Origin of the sequence: Saccharopolyspora sp. NFXS83, from assembly GCF_026241095.1 — a bacterium.
GTDB lineage: Bacteria > Actinomycetota > Actinomycetes > Mycobacteriales > Pseudonocardiaceae > Saccharopolyspora_C.
This window is the reverse complement of the sequence record NZ_JAPFGB010000022.1, coordinates 24053-39999: the sequence shown is the minus strand read 5'-3', so window position 1 is coordinate 39999 and position 15947 is coordinate 24053. Positions and strand designations below refer to the sequence as shown.

The window sequence follows — 15947 nt, the reverse complement described above, 5'->3', positions numbered from 1 at the left end:
GCCCGCATGTCCGCAGTGGACACGATCAGCGAACAGAGAACCCCGCCGCCGGCACCGCCCGCGGCTCCGCCCGCGCGGCCCGGCGTCGTCACCATCGGCGTCCTGCTGGCCGTCGTCGTCGGCCTCGCCGTCGCCCACGAGGCGGGCTGGAAGCTCGCGGTGCTCTACGTCGTCGGCCTCGCCCTCGGCACCGTGCTGTTCCACTCCCGGTTCGGCTTCACCTCGGCGTGGCGGCAGCTCGTCGCCGTCGGGCAAGGCCGGGCACTGCGCGCGCACATGCTGATGCTCGCCGTGGCCTGCGCGCTGTTCGCGGTGATCCTCGGCGCGGGCCTCGGCCTGTCCGGCGCGCCCGAAGGCACCGTCGCCCCCGCTGGCCTCGGCGTGATCCTCGGCTCGTTCCTGTTCGGCGTCGGCATGCAGGTCGGCGGCTCGTGCGCCTCCGGCACGCTGTTCGCCGTCGGCAGCGGTCAGACCGCGATCCTCTACACGCTCGGCGGGTTCATCGCCGGATCCGTGCTCAGCGCGTTCCTCGCCCCCTGGATCAGCGCGCTGCAGAAGACCGGGCCCACCGTGTCGTTCGCCGACACCCCGCTGGGGTATCCGGGCGCGCTGCTGATCTCCCTGGTGATCATCGGTGCGGTCGTCGCCGTGTCGCTGGCCGTCGAACGCCGCCGCACCCCGCCGCCGGTCGAAGCACCGCCCACCGCACGAGGCCTGCTGCGGGTGCTGCGCGGTTCCTGGCCGCTGTGGGCCGGGGCACTGCTGCTCGCCGGGCTCAACGCGCTGACGCTGTTCATCTCCGGCGGACCCTGGGGCATCACCTCGGCGTTCGGGCTGTGGGGCGCGAAGTTCCTCGGCTGGATCGGCATCGACATCTCCGACGCCCCGTTCTGGGCCATTCCGGAGAACGCCGCGAAGCTCGACGCGTCCGTGCTGGCCGACAAGATCTCGGTGATGGATTTCGGGATCATGATCGGCGCGTTGATCGCCTCCGCCGCTGCGGGCGCGTTCGTCCTGCACCGCCGCATCCCGTGGCGGCTCGCCGTCGGCGCCGTGCTCGGCGGCGTCCTGATGGGAATCGGGGCTCGGCTCGCGGGCGGCTGCAACATCGGCGCCTACTTCTCCGGCATCGCCTCGTTCAGCCTGCACGGCTGGCTGTGGGGCGTGCTCGCCATCGCAGGCACGTACGCCGGGTTGCTGCTGCGTCCCCTGTTCGGCCTGGGAAACCCGAAACCCACCGACGCCGTCTGCTGAGAACCCGCCGTGCTCCGGCCGCTTCGCCGTTCGGGCGCTGAGGCGACGACGGCGGCGGCCGGAGCGATCGGTGCGCAACGAGCCGGACACGGGCAGGTCCGCCGCTCAGCGCACGGCTTGCCGAGATAGGCGCCGCACCGCCTCGGATCCACCGGGGCGCCGGAGACTTCCCGCCGCTCGGCGGGATGGAAGAAGAAGGAGAACACCATGTCGAGAAGTGCCGCCAGGGTGACGGCCGCGGTCGTCACGAGTCTCGCCCTGCTCGGGCTAGGGGCCGGTGTCGCGCAGGCCGAACCGCCGTCCATCTGGATCATCCCCGGCGTCGACGCGGGCGGCCTGCTCAGCCCGACCGTCGGTCTGCCCACCGCCGCCCTCAACCCCGTCGTCGGCCTGCTCGACGCGCTGAGCTGACCCTCCGGAAAGGAACCTCGCCATGAACGCCTCGTTGCGCCGCGGCCTCGCCGCCTCCGCACTCGTCGGTACCGCCCTGCTGGGGTCCGCCGCGACCGCCGTCGCCGCACCGCAGCCCGCCCCGGAAGAGGACGGTGTCGTGATCGTCGACCAGCCGGACACCGGGGACCTGCACAACAAGTGGACCTTCGCGCCGCTGGGCATCCCGGTGCTCGGGCTGCTCGATTCCGTCGCGGGAGTCCCCGGGAAGCTGCTGCCGCTGCCCTGACCCCGATGAGCACCGATCTCCCGTGCTGTCGCCGCGGCGCACCGCGCGGGATCAGGAGCGGACGGTCGCCGCCGCACTGGGCACGAACGCGTGGTCCACGTGCGGCGGCGTCCGTGCGTTCCCGGTCGTCAGAGCCAGGCGATCATGATGCCGGGGGCGACGGCCAGCGCGGCGAAACGCGCGAAGCGGCCCACCAGCCCGGTGATCAGGAAGGTGCTCACCGGCACCCGCGCCCAGCCGGCGATCACGCACGTCGCCAGGAACGGCGGCAGGCTCGCCGTCGCGCTGAGCAGCAGCACACCACCGGCCCACACCGGGCGGGTCTGACAGCTGAAGCGGAAGCGCTCCAGCCACGCGGCCCACCGACCCCGGTGCCGTCCAGGATCGCTCTTGCGCTGCATGAAGCGCGGTAGCTGAATCAGGCCGCGGGCCGCGTAGTAGTACAGCAACTTCCCGCCGATCTGGCCGACGGTCACGACCAGCGCCAGCAGCCACCACGGCACTTCCGGGCTCTTGAGGACCAAGCCGACCACGAAGATCTCGACGCTGATCACCGGCACCAGCGCGGAGGCCACGGACATGCCGAAGGCGGAGGCGATCAATCCGATCGAGGTCAGCACATGTCCACCCGAATGTCGGAGTGCGGTCCGCCACAGGCTAGCAACACAGCGGTAGCGCTACTCGGCGCACGGGTATTCGGCGCCGCGTTTCCCCGCCGTGGAACCAATTCCTCGAGTAGTTCCACTACGCAGCGAAAATTGCCATTCGTCCGGGAACCTGAGCGTTCGGGTTCAGCTCGATCGGTACTCGCCGAGAAGCGCGGCGAGCGCGTTGTGCATTTGTCGCCGGGTCGTGGTTTCGCGCCCGACAAGATGAATTTCCGGTGAATGCGCGGATTCGAGATCGCCGTCGTGCGCGGCGCCCGGATCATTCGTGGTGGTGCAATTGCAGGTCGAGCGGGCCGGAGAGTCGCAGCTCGCGCACCGGACGGCCGCCCGCGTCGAGAGTGCGCACCGTTCCGTCCGGGCCCCAGCCCGCGTGCTCGAAGAAGGCCTGGGACACCGAGTCGGCCTCCGGGATCCAGCTGATGCCGCGCGTCGCCCCGCCCTCGGTGAGGCGCCGCGCCATCGTCGCCAGCAGCCGCCCGCCGTGTCCGCGGCGGCCCCAGCGAGGTTCGACGAGCACCGCGCTCACCAACGCGACGGTCGCCAGGTCGGCCGGTGCCGCACCGTCCGCAGCCGCTGCTTCCTGCTCGGGAGCGGGGCCCGCCACGCAGAACCCGACGAGCCAGTCGCCTTCGGTGGCGACCAGCACCGTCGTCGGCCCGTCGCTGAGGGCCTCGGTCCACTGCTGAGCCGTTTCCGCTTCATCCAGTCCGGCGAGCACCTCCGGTGGCAGCAGCTCCCCGTACACGCTGCGCCAGGTCGCGAGCTGGATCCGGGTGATCTCGGGGGCGTCGGCGGGCGTCGCGGCCCGCACCTCGGCATCAGCCATGCGCGCCAACCTAGCGCCCGCGCTCCCCGGCGTGCGGGGGCAGGGGATCACCGGGGCTGCGTGAGCGGCGGACGTGGTGCCTCGGGGGAATCCGGCAGGACGGCCGGTTCGGGCGCCGGAACTGTCAGACCGGGATGGCACCATTCCGCGGATGCAGACCATGAGCGCCGCGGCGGCTCGGCGCACCGCGCTGGCAGCCCAAGGTTTCACCGATGCCCTGCCCACCGGGCAGGTGACCCGCCAACACCTGAACCGGGCGTTGGGCCGCACCAAACTGCTGCAGCTGGATTCGGTGAACGTCGCGGTCCGGGCGCACTACATGCCGCTGTTCAGCCGACTCGGCGCTTATCCCGCTGCGCTGCTCGACGACGCGGCCTGGTCGTCGACCGCGGCCAAACCGCGGTTGTTCGTCGAGTACTGGGCGCACGAGGCATCGCTGATCCCCGTGCGGGACTGGTCGCTGCTGCGATGGCGGATGCGGATGTACGGCGGATCCTGGCGCAGCCGATCACGGGAACTGCTGGAGAACTCGCCCGGCCTCGTCGATGACGTGCTCGCGGCCGTCAAAGACCTCGGCCCCGTCGGTGCGGGCACGTTGGAACGGGAGATCGGGGGCGACGTCCGCCAAGGGCGCGGTCCGTGGTGGAACCGCACCGACACCAAGCGGGTCTGCGAGCTCCTGTTCGCGATGGGCGAGCTCACCACCGGCAGCCGCAAGGGGTTCGAACGGCTCTACGACCTGCCGGAACGGGTGCTGCCGTCCGAGGTGCTCACCCACGACCCGGCAGAGGAGGACGCGGTTCGCGAACTGGTGCTGCGGTCCGCCGCGGCGCTCGGGGTGGCCACCGAGTCCGACCTCCGCGACTACTACCGGCTGAGCCCGTCGCAATCCCGGCGAGCCGTGGCAGAACTCGTCGACGGCGGCGAACTCGAACCCGTGGCCGTAGCTGGCTGGCGGCAGCAGGCGTACCTGCACACCGCGGCCCGCACGCCCCGCCGCGTGCGCGGGCGCGCCCTGTTGTGCCCGTTCGATCCGCTGATCTGGGAGCGGTCCCGCGCCGAGCGGTTGTTCGGCTTCCGCTACCGCATCGAGATCTACGTCCCGGAGCCCAAGCGGGAGTACGGCTACTACGTCTTCCCCTTCCTGCTCAACGGTGAACTGGTCGGCCGCGTCGACCTGAAGGCCGACCGGGCGGCGAAGGTGCTGCGGGTTCCCGGAGCCTTCGCCGAACCCGGTCAGGACCCCGCGGTGATCGCACCGGAACTCGCCGACGCCCTCACCGAGATGGCCGGTTGGCTGGGGCTGGACGGGGTCGTGATCGGGTCGCGCGGCGACGGTCGCCTGATCGACCCGCTGCGCGCCCTCACACGGCGGACGTGAGCAGCGCGTCCCCGCTGCCGCTGCGGCCGAAGATCCGCAACGCCGGTTCCTGAGCGGTGGGTTCCTCCGACACCGCCAGGTCGCTGTGCACGGACCCGGTGGTGGACGTGAGGTCGACCTCGGCGTCGATCCCGTGCCGCAGCGCGACCCGCAATCCACCCGACCCGGTGATGAGCTCGACCTGGCCCGCCGCGGCGTCGGCGATGGCGATGTCACCGCTGCCCGAACGCACCAGCACGTCCGATTCAACGGCGCCCAACCAGACCGAACCGCTACCGGTCACCACCGAGGACGCCGCCTGCACGGACACGATCTCCACATCGCCGCTGCCGCTGCGCGCCTGCACTCCGGCGGCCATGTCGCCCAAGCGCAGCGCCCCGGAGCCGGTGCGGGCGATCGCGTTGCCCGCGGCCTGCTCGACCGAGACCGCGCCGCCGCCGGACTGCACCTGCACCCGGCCCGCCGACCCGGTCACCCGCACCTCGCCGCTCGCCGAGCGGAGCCCGAGTTGGGATTCCGCCGGTGCCCGGACGGTGATCGCCAACGGGACCGTGCGCAGCGGCACCGTGCTCGGAGTGCGCACCGTGAGCCGGTTCCCGGTCATGTCGACGCGGGTCTGGCGCACCGCCTCGGCCATCGGTTCGCGGAGACCGCGCTCGCCGAAGGCGCGTTCACCGAGACCGCCGCGCTGCGCCGCGTCGCCGAACTGATCGCTGACCCAGCTCAGCAGGCCGGTGAGCCCGCTGCGCCAATCGGTACCGCCCGCCGCGGAGTCGTGGCGCACCTCGACGTGCGTGACGTCCGTCGTCGCCAGTTCGACCGTGATCGACCCGATGCTGTTGCCGATGTCGACCTCGATGGGAGCCGCGGTGTCGAAGTCCTGCGTCCGCACCAGATCGTTCGGTTCCCGACCGGCGGACTCCTCGGAATCCGGCCCGCCCGTGCTGTTGCCGCTCATCGCCTCTCCCGCCTTCCCGTCGCGCTCAGCCGTGCACCCAGCCGTGGAGCCGTGAACCGGGGCCGTCGTCCGGCCCGTCCGGCCGCCAGCGGCCGGATCCGGGCGGGCCTCCCCAACCCGGGCCGCGCCCAGGGCGGTGGTCCCACGGGCCGCGCGGCCGGCCGCCGTGCAGCGCGCCCTGCACGGCCTGCGCCACCCAGGTGTTGAGCGAGACGCCTTGCGTCGAAGCCGCCTGCTCGGCCTGCGACTTGATCTCGTCGAGCAGCCGCAGGGTGATCCTGCTGATGTCGCCGCCGTCGGCGCCGGGCGGCGGAGGTGGTGGTCGTTCCTCCTCGGCCGCGGTCGAACGCGCGGTGCCGCCACCGCTGACGACGACGCGGACATCGCGGCCGTCCAGTCGGACGTCGACGACCTGGCCGTCGAGGTGCGTCGTCACTTCCGCGGCGAGGTCGGAGAGCGCGTTCATGATCGCGAGCCGGGTGGCGGGCTCGATCGCCGCCGACAGCGCGGCGGCGGTCTGCCGGGTGTGCTCGTCGCCCGCCGACGCGGCGGAGCCGAGGTCTTCCCGAAGCTGGGCGATGTAAGGGCTGAGGTCCATGACGCCACTATGGCGTCGTCGATGACGTCGCGCAAGTGACACAATGGTGTCAGCGATCGTCATCGGAGCCGTCGTGGCGGTCGGGCCGGGACGTCGGTGCAGCCGGTTACGCTCGAAACCGCCAGCGCCCGGCCGCGGGCAAGCGGGCAGAACATCCGCACTCCAACCGAGAAGGGTCCGCGCACCGTGACCGACATCGTGCCGCCGAATGTCCAGCTGATCGGCAAGACCGAGTTCTTCCCGCCGGCCGACGTGGAGTGGTCCACCGACGCGGACGGCGGCCAGGCGCTCGCGGAGTTCGCCGGCCGGGCCTGCTACCAGTCCTGGCACAAGCCGAACCCGGCGACCGCGACCAACGCCGGGTACCTCCGGCACATCATGGAGGTCGGCCACCTCTCGGTGCTGGAGCACGGCTCGGTCACCTTCTACCTGACCGGGATGTCGCGGTCGCTGACCCACGAGCTGATCCGGCACCGGCACTTCTCCTACTCGCAGCTGTCCCAGCGCTACGTGCCGGAACGCGACGCCGCGGTGGTCGAGCCCGACGTGATCGCCGAGGACCCCGAGCTGCACGAGAAGTTCGTGCGGGCCACCGAGGCCAGCGTCGCCGCCTACACCGAGCTGCTCGACGCGCTGCAGGAGAAGTTCGCGGACGAGCCCAAGGCCACGCTGCGCCGCAAGCAGGCGCGGCAGGCCGCGCGCGCGGTGCTGCCCAACGCCACCGAGACCCGCATCGTCGTCAGCGGGAACTACCGCGCGTGGCGGCACTTCGTGGCGATGCGCGCCAGCGAGCACGCGGACGTCGAGATCCGCTCGCTCGCCGTCGAGTGCCTGCGGCAGCTGCAGAAGGCCGCGCCGAACGTGTTCGGCGACTTCGAGATCACCGCCCTCAAGGACGGCTCCGAGGTCGCTTCCAGCCCCTTCGTCAGCGAAGGCTGACGGGAACCGCGCTCGGCCTCCTTTCGTCCGATGGGATGAACGTTCTAAGACAAGGTCGGGGGAGGGGGCGGGCGTGGTGGAACGGACGGATGCGCTGACGCGCACCATCGGGCGCCGCTACCAGGTGACCGGTGAGCTCGGTCGCGGCGGCATGGGCATCGTCTGGCGGGCCTGGGACCAGGTGATCGGCCGCGAGGTCGCGATCAAGCAGCTGCACGTCCCGGACGGGGTGCCGCCGGCGGAGCGGGCCGTGTTCGAGGAGCGGGTGCTGCGGGAGGCGCGGGCCGCGGGCCGGCTCAGCGACCCGGCGGTGGTCACGGTGTTCGACGTGCTCAGCGAAGCGGGCGGCACCTTCATCGTGATGGAGCTGGTGCTGGCGGGCACGCTCGCCGAGGTCGTCGGCGAATGCGGCCCGATGCCGCCGGAGCAGGTCGTGGAGCTGGCCCGGCGGTTGCTGTCCGCGTTGGAGGCGGCGCACGCGGCCGGGATCGTGCACCGGGACGTCAAGCCGAGCAACATCATGATCTCGGACAGCGGGGTGAAGCTGGCCGACTTCGGCATCGCGCAGACCCTGGACGACACGCGGTTGACCACCAGCGGGAGCATCATCGGCTCGCCGTCGTTCATGGCTCCGGAACGCATCCAGGGCGCGGATGCGACGCCCGCGAGCGACCTGTGGTCGCTGGGCGCCACGCTGTTCTTCGCCGCCGAGGGCTGGTTGCCGTTCGATCGGCAGACCACCGCGGCGACCCTGCACGCGGTGCTGAGCGAGACCCCCAGGATGACCCGGACGCAGGGCCCGCTCGGGTCGCTGATCATGGGCTTGCTCATCGCCGACCCGCGCGCCCGGTTCACCCCCGCGCAGGCCCGCGCACTGCTGGCCGCCGGACCCGGTCCGACGGCGACGGCGCAGGTCCCGGCAGGTCCCGGTGCGGTGCGGTCGCGATTTCCCGCTCGCGCGAAGGACCTCGGCCGCGGCCCGCTGATCGCAGCGGCGGTGGTGCTGTTCGTGGCCGGTCTGCTGCTCGGCCGGTTCGCGCTGGTCCCCGGTGCCCCGGCGGCGGAGGAGGCGACGCTGAGCTACGGGCCGGGCGGTGATCTGGAGACCTTCGCGCCGAGCAAGTCCGACCCGTGCGCGTTCGGCAGGCCGAGTTCCGGTTCGACCGTGCCGGAGGGGAAGATCCGCCGGTGCTCGGAGCCGCACGACCTCGAGATCTACGCGACGGGAGATCCGTTCGGCAGCGGCTCCACCAACGACATCTCCTATCCGGGAGAGGCGGAGCTGGCCCGGTTCGGCGAAGGGATGTGCGCCGCGTACTTCGCCTCGGACAAGATCGTGCTGCCGGGCAAGGACGCCGCGCTGCGCTACGGCGCGCTGGTGCCCTCGGAGCGGTCCTGGGAGCTCAAGCGGCAGACCGCGATGGACGACGACAGCGACTCCGACGCCGGCTCGCAGGCCGTGCACTGCTACCTGCGCACCACCGACGGAGTGCAGCTGACCACCTCGGTCGCCACTGGTTGAGGCGGCCCGGAGGAATGCGCGAAACGGGATCGTCGCGCTACTCGTCGTGACATGATCCTCACTCCGCGATCATCGGGAGGGGTGTGCAGTGCCGGAGCGGATGGACGCGGGAATGCGTTTCGCCGGGGGCCGCTACGAGGTGACCGGTGAGCTGGGGCGCGGCGGCATGGGCATCGTGTGGCGCGCCCGCGACGCCAGGATCGACCGGGACGTCGCGATCAAGCAGCTCCACGTGCCGGAAGGCCTCCCGGCAGCGGAACGGCGCGTGCTCGACGAGCGCCTCAGGCAGGAGGTGCGGATCGCGGGCAGGCTCAGCGATCCCGGGGTGGTCACGGTCCACGACGTGTTCACCGAGAACGGCGCCACGTTCATCGTGATGGAACTGGTGGATCCCGTCACGCTCAGCGACGTCGTGGGACCGCAGCGGCCGATGCCCCCGGCGCGGGTGGCGGAGCTGGCCTTGCGGATGCTGTCCGCATTGGAGGCCGCGCACGCGGCCGGGATCGTGCACCGGGACGTCAAGCCGGGCAACATCATGATCTCGGGCAACGGCGTGAAGCTGGCGGATTTCGGCATCGCGCAGACGGTGGACGATCCCCGCCTGACCACGACCGGTGCGCTCATCGGCTCTCCGGCGTTCATGGCTCCGGAACGCATTCGAGGCCACGACGCGACGCCCGCGAGCGACCTCTGGTCGTTGGGGGCGACGTTGTTCTTCGCCCTGGAGGGCTGGTTGCCGTTCGATCGGCAGACCACCGCGGCGACGCTGCACGCGGTGCTGAACGAGACACCCCGGATGTCCCGGGACCACGGGGCGATCGGAGCGTTGGTCGCGGGTCTGCTCACCACCGATCCGCGTGCCCGGCTCACCCCGGATCAGGCCCGTGCGCTGCTGTCGGATCTGCCGGCCCGCGCGGAACCGGCTCGCGGGGCGATGTCCGGCCGGTCCGGCTCGCGCCGGTGGTGGCTGATCGGGGCGGTGCCCGCGGCGGTGGTCCTGTTCGTCGCAGGCCTGCTGCTCGGCAGGCTCCTGCCGGTCGCCGGTGCTCCGGGCGGTTCCCCGGCCCCGGACGGGGGCAATCCGCTCGTCGCGGGCCCCCAGCAGCCGACGCGGACCTACGGTCCGGGCGGTGATGTGGAGCCGTTCGACATGGGCGAGGACAACCCGTGCGCCGACACCGCGCTGGAGCCGGGCGACCGCGTCACGCAGCAGCGGTTCCGGCCGTGCGATTCCGCGCACGACGTGGAGATCTACACCAGCGGGGACGTGTTCGGCGGACGGTCGACCAGCGATGTCAGCTATCCCGGCCGGCGCGAACTGACGCGGTTCGCCGAAGGCATGTGCGGCGCGCACTTCGCCACCGACAAGATCGACCACCCGGACAAGGAGCGGGCGTTGCGCTACGGCGCGGTGATCCCCACCGCGCAGGCGTGGGAGGCCAAGCGGCGGACCTCGCTCGACGGCGACAGCTCCAACGACGAGGGATCGCAGATCGTGCACTGCTACGTGCGCAGCGCCGACGGCACGCCGCTGACGACGCCGGTCGCCGCGGACTGAACCCCGGTAAGGTGAGCGCATGGGTGTGGCCAATGACGAGCGCCGTGAACTGTGCGACCTGTTCGACCGGGTCGGGCCGGACGCGCCGACGCTGTGCGGTGAGTGGAAGACCAAGGACCTCGCGGTGCACCTGGTGCTGCGCGAGCGGCGCCCCGACGCGCTGGCGGGAAAGTTCGTCAAGGCGCTGGCCGAGCGCGGCGACAAGGTGGAGCAGGGTTTGCGCGAGCAGGCCTGGCCGGAACTGATCGCCACCGTGCGCGAAGGCGCGCCGAAGTGGAACCCGCTGGCCATCGGCGCCGTGGACGAGACGGTCAACACCGCCGAGTTCTTCGTGCACCACGAGGACGTGCGGCGGGCGCAGCCGGGCTGGCAGCCGCGGCCGTCCGAGCCGGAGCGCGAAGAGGCGCTGTGGAAATCGTTGTCCCGGGTGGCGAAGGTGTTCTACGGCCGCAGCCCGGTGGGCGTGGTGCTGCGCCGCCCGGACGGCACCGAGATCGCCGCGAAGCGCGGCCCGCGCACCGTGCGCATCAGCGGTGAACCGAGCGAGCTGCTGCTGCACGCGTTCAGCCGCCGCCAGGTGCGGGTCGACATCGACGGCAACGATGCCGACGTGCTCGCGGTGGAAGACCTGCGCCGCTCGTTCTGACGCTCGCCCGGCCCCCGCTCCGGTGCGCTGGAGCGGGGCGTCGGGTGCCCCGGCGGTGACCGCGCGCCGCTCCGCCGCCGAGACGGCGGGCCGAACCTGGATTTCGCCTCGTGTCCCGGAAATCCGGCTGCGGTGAACCTGATCTGCGGGAACTTGGACGGCTTCGCGGCGCTCGGAGCGCGAGGTTTCCGCGATCTTCGGTGCTGGGGCGCGGTGCCGCCCAGCACCGTCGATGCGGCGCGCTGACCAGTGGACTCACCAGGTAGCGTCAAGGGTTATGACCGTCTGTCCCACCGCCACTGAAGGTCGGCCGTTCGGCCGGGTCCTGACCGCCATGGTGACGCCGTTCGACGCGGACGGGAAGCTCGACCTGGCGCTGGCTCAGGAGCTCGCGACCTACCTCGTCGATCACGTCGGAAACGATGGCCTGGTCGTCAACGGCACGACGGGCGAAAGTCCCACGACCAGTGATGACGAGAAAGAGCAGTTGCTGCGCGCCGTCGTCGAAGCGGTAGGGGACCGCGCGACGGTGGTCGCCGGAGCGGGCACGAACAACACCGCGCACTCCGTGGATTTGGCCCGCACCGCGGAAAAGGCCGGCGCGCACGGGCTGCTCGTGGTGACCCCGTACTACTCGCGCCCCCCGCAGGAAGGGCTGCTGTCGCACTTCACGACGGTGGCCGACGCGACCGAGCTGCCGGTGATGCTCTACGACATCCCGCCCCGCTCGGTGGTGCCCATCCACACCGACACGCTCAAGCGGCTCGCGGAACACCCGCAGATCAAGGCCGTCAAGGACTCCAAGCACGACCTGTGGGCGGGCAGCGAGGTGCTGTCCAACAGCGACTTGGCCTACTACTCCGGTGAGGACCCGCTGAACCTGCCGTGGTTGTCGGTGGGCGCTGTCGGCTTCGTCAGCGTGATCGGGCACGTCGTCGGTGATCGGCTGCGCAAGATGCTCGACGCGTACGAGGCGGGCGACATCGCCACCGCCAGGGACGTGCACGTCGGCCTGATGCCGGTGTACCGGTCGATGAACTACGTGGGCGGTGTGATCTTCTCGAAGACGGCGTTGCGGTTGTGCGGCTATGAGACCGGGCATCCCCGGCTGCCGTTGCCGCAGGCCACCGATGAGCAGGTGCGGGTGATCACCAGCGATCTGTGGGACGCCGGTCTGGTCCTGGTCAATCCCGATGCCGCAGCAGAGGTGCACCGTTGAGCGCTCGCACAACTTCTTCCGAAAACCACCCCGTGACGCCGACCGCGTCGGCGCCGCCACCGGCCCTGCCCGAGGGCGGGCTGCGGGTGACCGCGCTGGGCGGCATCGGCGAAGTCGGCCGCAACATGACCGTGTTCGAGCACGAGGGCAAGCTGCTCATCGTCGACTGCGGCGTGCTGTTCCCGGAGGACGACTCGCCCGGCGTGGACTTGATCCTGCCTGACTTCGGGGCGATCGAGAACCGGCTGGACGACGTCGAGGCCGTGGTGCTCACGCACGGCCACGAAGACCACATCGGCGCGGTGCCGTTCTTGCTGCGGCTGCGGCCGGACCTGCCGGTCGTCGGCTCGAAGTTCACGCTGGCGCTGCTGGCGGCGAAGTGCAAGGAACACCGCCAGGATCCGGTGCTGGTCGAGGTCGCCGAGGGCCAGCACAGCAAGCACGGCGTGTTCGACCTGGAGTTCTTCGCGGTCAACCACTCGATCCCGGACGCGCTGGCGGTCGCGATCCGCACGTCGGCGGGCGTGGTGCTGCACACCGGTGACATCAAGCTGGACCAGCTGCCGCTGGACGGCAGGCTCACCGACCTGGCCGGGTTCTCCCGCCTGGGCGACGAGGGCGTGGACCTGTTCCTGGTGGACTCCACGAACGCCGAGGTCCCCGGCTTCGTCACCCCGGAGCGCGAGATCGGCCCGGTGCTGGACCGGGTGATCGGCAAAGCGACGCAGCGGCTGATCGTGGCCTGCTTCGCCAGCCACGTGCACCGCGTGCAGCAGGTGCTGGACGTGGCCGAGCAGCACGGCCGCAAGGTCTGCTTCGTGGGCCGCTCGATGGTGCGCAACATGGGCATCGCGAACGACCTGGGCATCCTGCGGGTGCCGCCGGGTCTGCTGGTGGAGCTGGACGAGGCGCTGGCGATGCCGGAGCACATGGTGCTGTTCGTCTCGACCGGGTCGCAGGGCGAGCCGCTCTCGGCGCTGTCCCGGATGGCCCGCGGCGAGCACAAGCAGATCCGCATCCGCGCCGGTGACACGGTGGTGCTGGCGAGCTCGCTGATCCCCGGCAACGAGACCGCGGTGTTCGGCGTGGTCAACGGCCTGGTGCGGCTCGGTGCGGACGTGGTGCACCAGGGCGGGGCGAAGGTCCACGTCTCCGGGCACGCGTCGGCCGGTGAACTGCTGTACCTGTACAACGCGGTGCGCCCCAGCAACGTCATGCCGGTGCACGGCGAGTGGCGGCACCTGCGCGCGAACGCCGAACTGGCCCGGTTGACCGGGGTGGCGGCGGAGCGGGTGGTGATCGCCGAGGACGGCGTGGTGGTCGACCTCGTCGACGGCATCGCGAAGGTCTCCGGCCGCGTTGAGGTCGGGCACGTCTACGTCGACGGCCTGTCCGTCGGCGACGTCGGCGAGTCCACGCTGTCGGACCGGCTGGTGCTGGGCGAGGGCGGCTTCATCTCGATCACCGTGGCAGTGGAGGCGGCGACGGGCCGGGCGGTGTCCAGCCCGACGATCTCCGGCCGCGGTTTCTCCGACGACCCGAAGGCGCTGGACGACGTGGTGCCGCTGGTGGAGATGGAGTTGGCGCGCACCGAGTCGGAGGGCATCGCCGACACCCACCGCATCGCGCAGGCCGTGCGCCGCGTGGTCGGCAAGTGGGTCGCGGACAAGTACCGCCGCCGGCCGATGATCGTCCCGAACGTGCTGCCGGTCGGTTCCTGATCCGTCGCCGCCGTCGGAAATCCGGTGCGCACACCGGGTTTCCGACGCGGCGATCGGAGGATATCCCTGCGCGGAAGCCAGGAGCCTCCATCGGGGTCTCCGGCGTCGTAGCGTGTCCGCATCCCGATCGGGAGATGTGGAAGGGGCACGACAACACGATGAAGCGATTCACCACAGCGGCGGTCGTCGCGGCGGCTGCGCTGCTGGCGGCGCCCGCCTCGGCACTGGCCGCGCCGACACCGGCGGTGCAGGTCCAGGGCGACGGCGACGTGCCGCCGGACCTGACGGCCCCGGGTAGCGATGTTCCGCCGGATCAGACGGGCCCGGGTAGCGATGTTCCGCCCGACCAGACGGGCCCGGGTAGCGATGTTCCGCCCGACCAGACCGCTTCCTAGCCGCCGTGCGGCGACGGTGGCAACGAGCCCACCGCGGTGGCCGCGCTCCAGGACGACGACAACGTCGGCGCTCTGACCCGAACCGTCGCTTCCGATGCCCCGAGCCGAGTTCCGGCTCGGGGCACGCGCGCGTCAGGACCGGACCACCCGGAGGGGATCAGTTCCCGGCGGCGTCGAGCAGCCAGTGGTAGCGCATGCGCAGCGCTCGTTCCGTGCTGGCCAGCGCCGCGCCGAGGGTGAGGGCGATGTTGAGCCACATCGGCAGGTGCAGCGGTGATTCGAAGATCCCGATGTTCTCCGCGATGGGAGGTACCCGGGAGATCGGCTCGGCGATCTGGATGACGAGCAGGATCACCCCGATGACCAGCAGCACCACCGAGAGGAAACCGACCGCGCGGCTCATGACCGGATGGTCGCGTTCGAGGCTGGCGCGGCGTCCTTCCGCGGATTTCGGGTCCGGGACGAGTTGGTGCTCCGCGCCCGCCGCGGTGACGTAGTGGCAGCGCTTGAGCCCGACCTGGCTCGTCGCGACCTCGATCGTGCCGCCGTCGACGGGGAAGGCGGCGGGGACCTTGGATACGGCGTGGTGCCTGCCGTCGCGGAACAGGTGCGCTTTGACCTCGCCGTTGCTGTCGCCCATGTGCCGGACCTCGACGGCGTACACCGTTCGGCGTCCGTCGCGGTCGTCGAGCGTGAGATAGCACAGTGCTCGGCTGAACTGTTGCCACCAGCGGAAGGGCTTCAACGGACGCCCGTCGCCGCTCTTCACCCGTCGCGCCGCCCGATCCCGCCGCCACTCCTCGAGCATGCCGCCCCTTCGCCGAGTCCCCCGGAAAGCCGTCTAACACGCTGTACTAGCGCGTTGAGTGTCAAGCTAGCACAGCGTGTTAGAACAGCGCTATCACGGTGTGCTAGTACTGTGCGGAGCGGAGCGGAGGTGGACATGGACGACTCGGACGACCCGGTGATGAGCACTCGGCACCGGATCCTGGTGGCCGCGGCGACGATGCTCGGCGAGGACGCGTCCGCGCGGCTGAGCGTGCGGGCGGTCGCGGCGCGGGCCGGGGTGAGCACGGGCTCGCTGCGCTACCACTTCCCGACCCAGCGCGTCCTCCAAGACGCCGTGCTCGCCGGCATCTACGACATGGTGGCCTCCGGCGACGCGATCCACGACCGCTCGGTGCCGCCGCGGGATCGATTGGTCGCCTGCCTCCGGGAACTGATCGCGCCCGCCGGGGTGGGGCAGGAGGCGCGCGCGGCCTTCGGGAATGTCTACGAGGGGTTCATCGCGCCGGAACCGACCGAGGAGATCAAGGCGGTCTACCTCGGCATGGAACGCGAAGGCCGACGCCGCACCGAGCACTGGCTGGCCGTCCTCGTGGACGAAGGGGTGCTCGCCGCGGGCGACAACGCGCGCCGCGCGAGGTTCCTGATGACGGTCCTCAACGGCCTCTCGCTAGAACGGGCGCTGCCCGCCGAGGACTCGCTGCTGGCCGCAGAGACGAACACCCTGTACCTGGCCGTCGACGCCGTCCTAGACGCCGGATTTCAGTGAGGTTCGGACAACGCCCCGGCTCAGGCCG

At 71.3% G+C, this 15947-nt stretch carries 17 protein-coding genes; 12 read left to right on the top strand and 5 right to left on the bottom strand.

What is annotated here, in order from left to right; genetic code table 11:
- The first annotated feature begins 6 nt into the window (after window positions 1–6).
- The 3 genes from OOZ19_RS22080 to OOZ19_RS22070 all read left to right on the top strand — a co-directional run bounded on the left by OOZ19_RS22080 (window position 7) and on the right by OOZ19_RS22070 (window position 1933).
- On the top strand, window positions 7–1254 hold the full coding sequence (locus OOZ19_RS22080) for a YeeE/YedE family protein (protein ID WP_266092055.1): 1248 nt from the start codon (window positions 7–9) through the stop codon (window positions 1252–1254).
- 207 nt (window positions 1255–1461) lie between these two features.
- The gene (locus OOZ19_RS22075) at window positions 1462–1665 is read left to right on the top strand and encodes a hypothetical protein (protein WP_266092054.1); all 204 of its coding nucleotides are present in this window, start codon (window positions 1462–1464) and stop codon (window positions 1663–1665) included.
- Between the two features lie 22 nt (window positions 1666–1687).
- Window positions 1688–1933, top strand: coding sequence for a hypothetical protein (locus OOZ19_RS22070; RefSeq protein WP_184481458.1), 246 nt, complete (start codon window positions 1688–1690; stop codon window positions 1931–1933).
- A gap of 128 nt (window positions 1934–2061) precedes the next feature.
- Here OOZ19_RS22070 and OOZ19_RS22065 read toward each other — a convergent pair whose 3' ends face one another.
- Window positions 2062–2553: a YqaA family protein gene (locus tag OOZ19_RS22065; protein ID WP_266092053.1), complete on the bottom strand. Its 492-nt coding sequence runs from the start codon at window positions 2551–2553 to the stop codon at window positions 2062–2064.
- A gap of 307 nt (window positions 2554–2860) precedes the next feature.
- On the bottom strand, window positions 2861–3427 hold the full coding sequence (locus OOZ19_RS22060) for a GNAT family N-acetyltransferase (protein ID WP_266092052.1): 567 nt from the start codon (window positions 3425–3427) through the stop codon (window positions 2861–2863).
- 151 nt (window positions 3428–3578) lie between these two features.
- On the opposite strand from OOZ19_RS22060, the gene OOZ19_RS22055 reads away from it, so the two are divergent.
- Complete coding sequence (locus OOZ19_RS22055; RefSeq protein WP_266092051.1) at window positions 3579–4808, top strand: winged helix-turn-helix domain-containing protein; 1230 nt, start codon at window positions 3579–3581, stop codon at window positions 4806–4808.
- Here OOZ19_RS22055 and OOZ19_RS22050 read toward each other — a convergent pair.
- A complete protein-coding gene (locus OOZ19_RS22050) occupies window positions 4792–5766 on the bottom strand; it encodes a DUF4097 family beta strand repeat-containing protein (RefSeq protein WP_266092050.1) in 975 nt (324 codons plus the stop codon). The two genes, OOZ19_RS22055 and OOZ19_RS22050, sit on opposite strands and share 17 nt — an antisense overlap.
- Before the next feature lie 25 nt (window positions 5767–5791).
- The gene (locus OOZ19_RS22045; RefSeq protein ID WP_266092049.1) at window positions 5792–6364 is read right to left on the bottom strand and encodes a toxin-antitoxin system HicB family antitoxin; all 573 of its coding nucleotides are present in this window, start codon (window positions 6362–6364) and stop codon (window positions 5792–5794) included.
- A gap of 186 nt (window positions 6365–6550) precedes the next feature.
- On the opposite strand from OOZ19_RS22045, the gene thyX reads away from it, so the two are divergent.
- The 7 genes from thyX (at window position 6551) to OOZ19_RS22010 (ending at window position 14364) form a co-directional block, all read left to right on the top strand.
- Window positions 6551–7303, top strand: coding sequence for an FAD-dependent thymidylate synthase (gene thyX, locus OOZ19_RS22040; protein WP_266092048.1), 753 nt, complete (start codon window positions 6551–6553; stop codon window positions 7301–7303).
- Window positions 7304–7376: 73 nt separating this feature from the next.
- Entirely contained in the window at window positions 7377–8825 is a 1449-nt protein-coding gene (locus OOZ19_RS22035; protein ID WP_266092047.1) for a serine/threonine-protein kinase, read from the top strand.
- A gap of 88 nt (window positions 8826–8913) precedes the next feature.
- Window positions 8914–10383 carry a serine/threonine-protein kinase gene (locus tag OOZ19_RS22030; protein ID WP_266092046.1) on the top strand — a complete coding sequence of 490 codons (1470 nt, stop codon included), beginning with the start codon at window positions 8914–8916 and terminating at the stop codon, window positions 10381–10383.
- A 19-nt stretch (window positions 10384–10402) separates the two neighbouring features.
- Complete coding sequence (locus OOZ19_RS22025) at window positions 10403–11029, top strand: TIGR03085 family metal-binding protein (protein ID WP_266092045.1); 627 nt, start codon at window positions 10403–10405, stop codon at window positions 11027–11029.
- 277 nt (window positions 11030–11306) lie between these two features.
- On the top strand, window positions 11307–12248 hold the full coding sequence (gene dapA / locus OOZ19_RS22020; protein WP_266092044.1) for a 4-hydroxy-tetrahydrodipicolinate synthase: 942 nt from the start codon (window positions 11307–11309) through the stop codon (window positions 12246–12248).
- A gap of 32 nt (window positions 12249–12280) precedes the next feature.
- Window positions 12281–13969 (top strand): ribonuclease J, encoded by a 1689-nt coding sequence (locus OOZ19_RS22015; protein ID WP_266092043.1) that lies wholly within the window; start codon window positions 12281–12283, stop codon window positions 13967–13969.
- A gap of 158 nt (window positions 13970–14127) precedes the next feature.
- Window positions 14128–14364 (top strand): hypothetical protein, encoded by a 237-nt coding sequence (locus tag OOZ19_RS22010; RefSeq protein WP_266092042.1) that lies wholly within the window; start codon window positions 14128–14130, stop codon window positions 14362–14364.
- Window positions 14365–14521: 157 nt separating this feature from the next.
- On the opposite strand, the gene OOZ19_RS22005 is transcribed toward OOZ19_RS22010, so the two are convergent.
- On the bottom strand, window positions 14522–15172 hold the full coding sequence (locus OOZ19_RS22005) for a hypothetical protein (RefSeq protein ID WP_266092041.1): 651 nt from the start codon (window positions 15170–15172) through the stop codon (window positions 14522–14524).
- A gap of 135 nt (window positions 15173–15307) precedes the next feature.
- Here OOZ19_RS22005 and OOZ19_RS22000 point away from each other — a divergent pair, with 135 nt between their 5' ends.
- Window positions 15308–15919 (top strand): TetR/AcrR family transcriptional regulator, encoded by a 612-nt coding sequence (locus OOZ19_RS22000; RefSeq protein WP_266092040.1) that lies wholly within the window; start codon window positions 15308–15310, stop codon window positions 15917–15919.
- The last annotated feature ends 28 nt before the right edge of the window (window positions 15920–15947 follow it).

What these genes read in the sequence shown, in the direction of transcription:
- OOZ19_RS22080 (WP_266092055.1), top strand. Translation starts at nt 7, where the DNA reads ATGTCCGCAGTGGACACGATCAGCGAACAGAGAACCCCGCCGCCGGCA.
- OOZ19_RS22075 (WP_266092054.1), top strand. Translation starts at nt 1,462, where the DNA reads ATGTCGAGAAGTGCCGCCAGGGTGACGGCCGCGGTCGTCACGAGTCTC.
- OOZ19_RS22070 (WP_184481458.1), top strand. Translation starts at nt 1,688, where the DNA reads ATGAACGCCTCGTTGCGCCGCGGCCTCGCCGCCTCCGCACTCGTCGGT.
- OOZ19_RS22060 (WP_266092052.1), bottom strand. Translation starts at nt 3,427, where the DNA reads ATGGCTGATGCCGAGGTGCGGGCCGCGACGCCCGCCGACGCCCCCGAG.
- OOZ19_RS22055 (WP_266092051.1), top strand. Translation starts at nt 3,579, where the DNA reads ATGCAGACCATGAGCGCCGCGGCGGCTCGGCGCACCGCGCTGGCAGCC.
- OOZ19_RS22050 (WP_266092050.1), bottom strand. Translation starts at nt 5,766, where the DNA reads ATGAGCGGCAACAGCACGGGCGGGCCGGATTCCGAGGAGTCCGCCGGT.
- OOZ19_RS22045 (WP_266092049.1), bottom strand. Translation starts at nt 6,364, where the DNA reads ATGGACCTCAGCCCTTACATCGCCCAGCTTCGGGAAGACCTCGGCTCC.
- OOZ19_RS22025 (WP_266092045.1), top strand. Translation starts at nt 10,403, where the DNA reads ATGGGTGTGGCCAATGACGAGCGCCGTGAACTGTGCGACCTGTTCGAC.
- dapA (WP_266092044.1), top strand. Translation starts at nt 11,307, where the DNA reads ATGACCGTCTGTCCCACCGCCACTGAAGGTCGGCCGTTCGGCCGGGTC.
- OOZ19_RS22010 (WP_266092042.1), top strand. Translation starts at nt 14,128, where the DNA reads ATGAAGCGATTCACCACAGCGGCGGTCGTCGCGGCGGCTGCGCTGCTG.
- OOZ19_RS22005 (WP_266092041.1), bottom strand. Translation starts at nt 15,172, where the DNA reads ATGCTCGAGGAGTGGCGGCGGGATCGGGCGGCGCGACGGGTGAAGAGC.
- OOZ19_RS22000 (WP_266092040.1), top strand. Translation starts at nt 15,308, where the DNA reads ATGGACGACTCGGACGACCCGGTGATGAGCACTCGGCACCGGATCCTG.